3 protein-coding genes are annotated in these 5,609 nt (G+C 69.1%); 2 read left to right on the forward strand and 1 reads right to left on the reverse strand.

The window, feature by feature from the left end:
- Positions 1–190 precede the first annotated feature (190 nt).
- Positions 191–1,300 (forward strand): uroporphyrinogen decarboxylase, encoded by a 1,110-nt coding sequence (hemE, locus tag D3H34_RS30725; RefSeq protein ID WP_119558629.1) that lies wholly within the window; start codon positions 191–193, stop codon positions 1,298–1,300.
- A 611-nt stretch (positions 1,301–1,911) separates the two neighbouring features.
- Positions 1,912–4,023 (forward strand): primosomal protein N', encoded by a 2,112-nt coding sequence (locus D3H34_RS30730; RefSeq protein WP_491047151.1) that lies wholly within the window; start codon positions 1,912–1,914, stop codon positions 4,021–4,023.
- 9 nt (positions 4,024–4,032) lie between these two features.
- Here D3H34_RS30730 and D3H34_RS30735 read toward each other — a convergent pair.
- A partial coding sequence (locus D3H34_RS30735) for a S41 family peptidase (protein WP_119558630.1) occupies positions 4,033–5,609 on the reverse strand: 1,577 nt, incomplete at its 5' end.

The raw sequence follows: 5,609 nt of genomic DNA on the forward strand, positions 1-5,609 counted from the left end.
GCCGAACCCGCCCCCACCACCACCACATCGAAAACCTGCTGCGCCATGTCCGTTCCAGACTGAAGTTGCTCTTGGGAACGGATGCTCGCGGCTGGCGCGCGCCGTGGCGCATCGGGGCGGGTTGATGCAACGCAAAGTGCGCTGTGGGTCAACGCACGGCGAACGCGAGGGGCCCTGCGACAATCGGGCCATGCCTTTCGCCCCTTTGCAAAACGACACCTTCCTGCGGGCCTGCTGGCGCCAGGCCACCGACCACACGCCCGTCTGGCTGATGCGCCAGGCCGGCCGCTACCTTCCCGAGTACGTTGCCACGCGCGCCAAGGCCGGCAGCTTCATGGGGCTGGCCACCAACACCGACTACGCCACCGAGGTCACGCTGCAGCCGCTGGCGCGCTACCCGCTCGACGCGGCCATCCTGTTCTCCGACATCCTCACGGTGCCCGACGCGATGGGCCTGGGCCTGTCGTTCGAGGCCGGCGAAGGCCCGCGCTTCGCGCGCCCGGTGCGCGACGAAGCGGCCGTGGCGGCGCTGGAAGTGCCCGACCTGAACAAGCTGCGCTACGTGTTCGACGCCGTGGGCTCGATCCGCAAGGCGCTGAACGGCCGCGTGCCGCTCATCGGCTTCTCGGGCAGCCCGTGGACGCTGGCCTGCTACATGGTCGAAGGCGCGGGCTCGAGCGACTACCGCCTCGTGAAGAGCATGCTGTACGGCCGCCCCGACCTGATGCACCGCATCCTCGCGGTCAATGCCGATTCGGTGGCCGCGTATCTCAACGCGCAGATCGACGCCGGCGCGCAGGCCGTGATGATCTTCGACAGCTGGGGCGGCGTGCTGGCCGACGGCGCCTTCCACGAGTTCAGCCTGGCCTACACCGCGCGCGTGCTCGCCGGCCTGAAGCGCCACGGCCCCGACGGCCAGCCGGTGCCGCGCATCGTCTTCACCAAGGGCGGCGGCCTGTGGCTGGGCGCCATGCGCGCGCTCGACTGCGAAGTGCTCGGCGTCGACTGGACCGTGAACCTCGCGGCCGCGCGCCGCCTCGTGGCCGAAGGCACCGAGGACAAGGCCAAGGCGATCCAGGGCAACATCGACCCGAACGTGCTGTTCGCCCCGCCCGCGGCCATCGAGGCCGAAGTCGGCAAGGTGCTGCAGGCCTTCGGCAAGCCCCACACCGACCGCACCACGGCAGGCCCGACGCACATCTTCAACCTGGGCCACGGCATCAGCCAGTTCACCCCGCCAGAGCACGTGGCGGCGCTGGTTCAGGCGGTGCACGACCAGTCGCGCGCGCTGCGCGCTTGAGAAGGTGTGAACGAACCCGCCATGCCCGCTCATCCCGCCCAGGCACGCTCCCTCTGCGTTGCAAATGCTCGCCATAGCCCGAGCTATGGCTGCGCTTTGCGCCTTGATGGCGCGCGCCTGGGCGGGCTGCTCGGCCACGCCGGATTCATTCACACCTTCTGAGTTAACAAATGCGCCCCCGCCGACCGTTCGGTCGGCGGTTCCGATGTCCCGAAATGCCAGTCGCCCGGCGTTTGTCAAGCCCTAAAACGGCCCCGGACGCCCGACTTATGCACAAAACGCGTGTTGCACTGCGCAAGAATGTCTGAAGCGCAACCAGTTGTGCTCCTAAACCAATAGCGACGCTAAGTTATTGATTTATATAGGATTCGGTTTTTGCTTTTTTTACAGGCATTCCAGCGAGAGCCTTGAAAATCAAGGCTTCGGCGACTATCCAGCCTGCTTGTCAACAAAGTTATCCACAGAAACTCTGGATGACCGCCAAAGCGCTGTGAAATCAACGACTTAAGTGGTCTTGCTCCAAAACGGATTAACAAACCTTGCCAAAAAGGACGCCCAGCCTTTCCACCGAATCGCCGACCGCAGCCGGCGCGCCGCCGGCCTCACCCGCCTTGCACGGCCCCTGGCCGTGGCGGCTCGACATCGCGGTGCAGACGCCCGCGCATGCCGCGCTCGGTGACCTGCTGAGCTACGCCGGCACCGAGCCGCTGGTGCCGGGCACCCTGGTGCGGGTGCCGCTGGGCAAGCGCGAGGTGCTGGGCGTGGTCTGGAACGAGCCGGTGTCGCTGGAAGGCGCCGAGCCCGACATGGCCCTGAAGCCCGTGGGCGCGGCGCTCGACGCGCTGGCACCGCTGGGCGAGGCCTGGCGCGACCTGGTGGCGTTTGCCGGGCGCTACTACCAGCGCTCGATCGGCGAGATCGCGCTGGCCGCCCTGCCGCCGCAGCTGCGCGACCTGACGACGACCCAGCTGGCGCGCCGCCTCAAGCGCAAGACCACGGCCGGGCCGGTGGCGCAGACCGCCGAGTCGGCGAACCTCATCGCGCTGAGCGAAGAGCAGACGGCCGCGCTGGCCCGCATCGAAGCCGAGACCGGCACCTTCCTGCTGGTGGGCAGCACTGGCAGCGGCAAGACCGAGGTCTACCTGCGCTGCGTGGCCGACCTGCTCGCGCGCGACCCCGAGGCGCAGGCGCTGGTGATGGTGCCCGAGATCAACCTCACGCCGCAGCTCGAAGCGCGCTTCAAGGCCCGCTTCGGCGACGAGGCCGTGGTGTCGCTGCACAGCGGCATGACCAATCCGCAGCGGCTCGCGAGCTGGCTGGCGGCGCACAGCGGTGTCGCGCGCATCGTGCTGGGCACGCGCATGGCGGTGTTCGCGTCGATCCCCGGCCTGAAGCTCATCGTGGTCGACGAAGAGCACGACCCGAGCTACAAGCAGCAGGAAGGCGCGCGCTACTCGGCGCGCGACCTCGCCGTGTGGCGCGGCCAGCGCGAGAAGGCCAAGGTGATCCTGGGCTCGGCCACGCCCTCGCTCGAAAGCTGGCACCAGAGCCGCCCGGCCGAGGGCGAGGACCCCGGCGGGCGCTACGTCCGACTGGCGATGCCCTCGCGCATCGGCGCCGGCGAACTGCCGGCCGTGCGCGTGGTGGACATGACGCAGCAACCGGGCAAGACCGTGCTCTCGGCCCCGCTGCTCGACGCCATCGGCCAGCGCATCGCGCGCGGCGAGCAGAGCATGATCTTCCTGAACCGGCGCGGCTATGCGCCGGTGCTGGCCTGCGGCGACTGCGGCTGGAAGAGCGAATGCCCGCACTGCAGCGCCTACCGCGTGTTCCACAAGATCGACCGCACGCTGCGCTGCCACCACTGCGGCTTCACCGAGCGCGTGCCGCGCGCCTGCCCGGCCTGCGGCAACCCCGACATCGCGCCCGTGGGCCGCGGCACCGAGCGGCTCGAGGAGCACCTGGCCGAGCTGTTCGCCGGCGTGAAGCATGCGGACGGCAGCGCGGTGCGCATCGCGCGCATCGACGCCGACAGCACCAAGAAACAGGGCTCGCTCGAATCGCAGCTGGCGGCGGTGCATGCGGGCGAGGTCGACGTGCTGGTCGGCACGCAGATGATCGCCAAGGGCCACGACTTCCGTCGCATCACGCTGGTGGCCGCGGTGAACCCCGATGGCGCGCTGTTCTCCAGCGACTTCCGCGCGCCCGAGCGCTTGTTCAGCCTGCTGATGCAATCGGCGGGACGCGCGGGACGCGATGCCGCCTACCTCGCGGCGCAGGGCGCCAGGGCCGAGATGTGGATCCAGACGCACCATGCACAGCATCCGCTGTTCATGGCGCTGCGCCGGCACGACTACACGAGCTTCGCCGCGCAGCAGCTCGAGGAGCGCCAGGCCGCCGGCATGCCGCCCTTCGCATTCCAGGCGCTGCTGCGTGCCGACGCGCGCGAGCAGTCGGTCGCGCAGGGCTTCCTGAACCTCGCGGCCGACAAGGCCGAGGCGCTGCCGGGCGCGGACCTGGTCACGCGCTACCCGGCCGTGCCGCTGGCGATCCAGCGCGTGGCGAACGTGGAGCGCGCGCAGATGCTGATCGAAAGCCCGTCACGCGCCGCACTGCAGCGCCTGCTGGCCGCGTGGCAGCCGCTGCTGCACGAGCTGCGGCGCACGCCGGAGGGCAAGGGGGTGATCCGGTGGCTGGTGGATGTGGATCCGCACAGCATCTGAGGGCGTTGCTCAAACGCCCCGGCGCCGGGTCATGATGTTGTTGCGCAGCGCTTCGGGCTTGCGCAGCAGCGGCGTCGGGCGGCCAACGGCGCTCTTGGCCAGGCTCTGGCGGCCGGCCGGCAGCGGCGGGCAGGCGCCCGTGACCTGGTGCGTCAGCGCGGCGGCCAGGCGCTCCTCGCGCGGATCGCCGAGCGGGTACCGCAGGTCGTCCCATGCTTCGCAGGTGGGCGCAAACCCGTCGGCATAGTCGCCGAAGCCCTTGGCGTTCTCGGCCCTCATCTGCACGCTGAAGTAGGTGGTACCGCAGTTGTCCTCGGGGTAGAAACCGTAGGGCTTGCCGCAAGTCACGGTCCCGACCTGGATCACCTCGATGTCGATGCCTCGCAAGCCGTTGATGAACGCCTCGCTCGCCGAGCAGGTATCGGGCCCCGACAGCACGTAGACGCGCCGCAGGTTCAAGCTGGATAGCGGCTGCCCCGCAGGCAGGGAAAAGCCGATGCCTGTCGACAGGAACGGAAAGGGCTCTGAAGGCGAGCCGGTGACCGGGTTGCGTCCGGGCTGCTTGCCGTTGAACACCTCTGTCATGAACACCTTGCCGTCCGTGCGCTGCGCGCCGGCGACCATGAACGCCAGCTGGCTGGCCATCGAGAGATAGCCGCCGCCGTTGTAGCGCAAGTCCACCACCAGTTCGTCGGGCTGCACCGCACGCAGCTGCTCGATGGCCTGCGCCAGCTGGACCTCCGCTGTCGCGATGTGATCGTTGAACTGCAGATAGCCGACCATGCGTCCAGCCGCATTGCGGAAGCTCCTGACGTTCTGGACCGGCGTCGAGGTGACGGGCGCGGACACGAGCGTGATGTCCCGGGGCACGGTGCTTCCGATATCCAGGACAGTGAAGCGCGTGCTCACCCCGGGCGCGGAAGGAAACATCCCGGCATTGAGGACGGCGAGGCCCTCGTCGCTCTGGTCATTCACGAAGTCGACGCCGTTGATCTTGAGCACCAGCGCGCCGCGCTGCAGGTCGCTGCCCGGCTGCGCCGCGGGTGAGCCGGGCTCGGTGTAGGCCACGCGCAGATGGCGCGGCGGCCATGCCTGGATCATCGCCCAGTGCGCCCCATAGCCCACTTCGACGCCCCCGGTGTCCAGCGCATTCCATGCATCGGTGGGATAGGTGAAATGGAACTGGTCCTTGGGGATGCCGGACGGTGTCACGGCGGACGTCTTCAGCAGGTCGAAGTAGTCGGTGGTGGCGTATCGCGCGGGATCGAGGTCCGGGACCTCGGCATACCAAAGGTAGGTGTCGTTGATCCACGAGCGCAGCCAGTTGTTCTCGTCGAGCGTGCGGCCGGGCTTGTCCTTGAAGGGGACGCCGAAATAGTCGTTGCCCGTGCGCGGCGCGGCGCAGCGGTCCTTGTAGAGGCTCGCGGTGCGGAACACGCCTTCGGCCCAGGGCGCATTGCGCAGGGCGTCGTCGTCCTCGCCGGGCGTCTGCGGCGTGGCGGGTTCGGTGGTCGTGGGTGGCGTGCCGCCCGTGCCGCTGTCAGGCAGGAGGCTGACGACTGGACTCCCGCCGCCTCCGCCGCCCC

It is taken from the genome of Acidovorax cavernicola (assembly GCF_003581445.1).

What these genes read in the sequence shown, in the direction of transcription:
- hemE (WP_119558629.1), top strand. Translation starts at nt 191, where the DNA reads ATGCCTTTCGCCCCTTTGCAAAACGACACCTTCCTGCGGGCCTGCTGG.